General features: G+C 42.2%; 1 protein-coding gene. It reads right to left on the bottom strand.

Features of this window, described 5'->3' with window-relative positions; genetic code table 11:
- The coding region (locus HT693_RS11455; protein ID WP_172925200.1) for a DUF1542 domain-containing protein at nucleotides 1–1,202 on the bottom strand (1,202 nt) is incomplete at its 3' end.
- Nucleotides 1,203–1,380: the final 178 nt, after the last annotated feature.

The following is a 1,380-nucleotide window of genomic DNA, read 5'->3' as shown; positions in this document are numbered from 1 at the left end:
GCTTTTGTTGCATCTTCTTTACCAAGCTCGGCATTCAAGGCAGACTTAGCTGTACCTGTTTCTGGCACATCTTGGATCGTTTGACGTCCAGTTTCTTGAGCACTTGTTACTCCAGCAGCATCGTTGGCATTGTCTACAGCTCTCTTGGCATTTTCTAGAGCTTCATCTACGGCGTTCTTCGCAGCTTCTTTCTCTTCATTTGTCAAGTTGTTATTGCCAGCGATTTGAGCTTTCTTCTCTTCTGCTTTGCGTTCAAGCTCAGCCTTAGCTGCTGATTTAGCTGTACCTATTTCTGCTTCTTGCCTTTCCCTTTCTTTTTTCTTAACCTCCCATTCGCTTTGCTTCATAAATACATCTTCTTTAGGAACTTCTAAAACAGCTAACTCTTGATTGGAATCTCCAATTACTCTTACCTTAATATTTTCACCAATCGATTCCATATTTATTAATATACGTCTTGCGTCTGGATGTTTCTGAAAAATATCTAAGACACCAGGATCAGTTTCACTTTCGTCTCTATAGACATTGTCACGTCCCGCACCAGTTTTAGCCGGATCTTTCACTCTACGTCTTACCGTTGTCACTTCGGTAATCGGATCTGTATAGACTTCAAATACATTCTTAGTTTTAGTATTAGCATTTAGCCAATTATTTTTAGCATACGGCCATTGCTCATAAAGATATCCCTTATCATTATACTTGTCATCCGGTACAGGGTGTTGATTAACACCATAAACATACCGCCCATTCAACCTTGATGCCCGGTCTTCCCCGACACTCCTAGCTCTTCTAACGGGAGCATGCTGACCAGAGTTACTTGTTTCTTCAGCACTTCTATCACTTCCGCTAACGGCACTACTGTTGCTTCTATCTGACCCTTCAGAACTTTCCCCATTATTGCTTGATGGAGAAGCGTCCCTATCACTGCCAACAGGAGTACGCTGAACAGAATTACTTGTTTCATCAGCACTTCGCTCACTTCCATTCGAAGCTTCACTAGCTCCCTCCGCAGCTGGATCCGATTTAGGCTCAGAACTCTCAAGAGACACCTCTGTAGCATTTACTGTAGTATCCGCCTGAACAACACTAGCTCGTGCTCCTAAAAACATCAATGCGGCAACCGCGACACTGGCGGCACCAAAGTGGTACTTACGAATGGAGTAACGGAAGACCTTTTCTCTGTTACACTTTCTAAAATCCATAACTCTTTCTCCTTTAAAAATATGATTGAAGAGAACATGTCATTTTCCTCTTCGATTGACAATAATATATAAATAGCAACTTACGACTATTTACCCCACTGTATCTCCTATGAAGAATACACAGTCTAGGAGCAATTATACCACCCCCCCCCCCCGAATTTTGCAAGGAAAAACATTT

The organism is Streptococcus sp. 2154 (assembly GCF_013277255.1).
Classification (GTDB): domain Bacteria; phylum Bacillota; class Bacilli; order Lactobacillales; family Streptococcaceae; genus Streptococcus; species Streptococcus pseudopneumoniae.
This window is presented reverse-complemented; position numbering and strand designations above follow the sequence as displayed.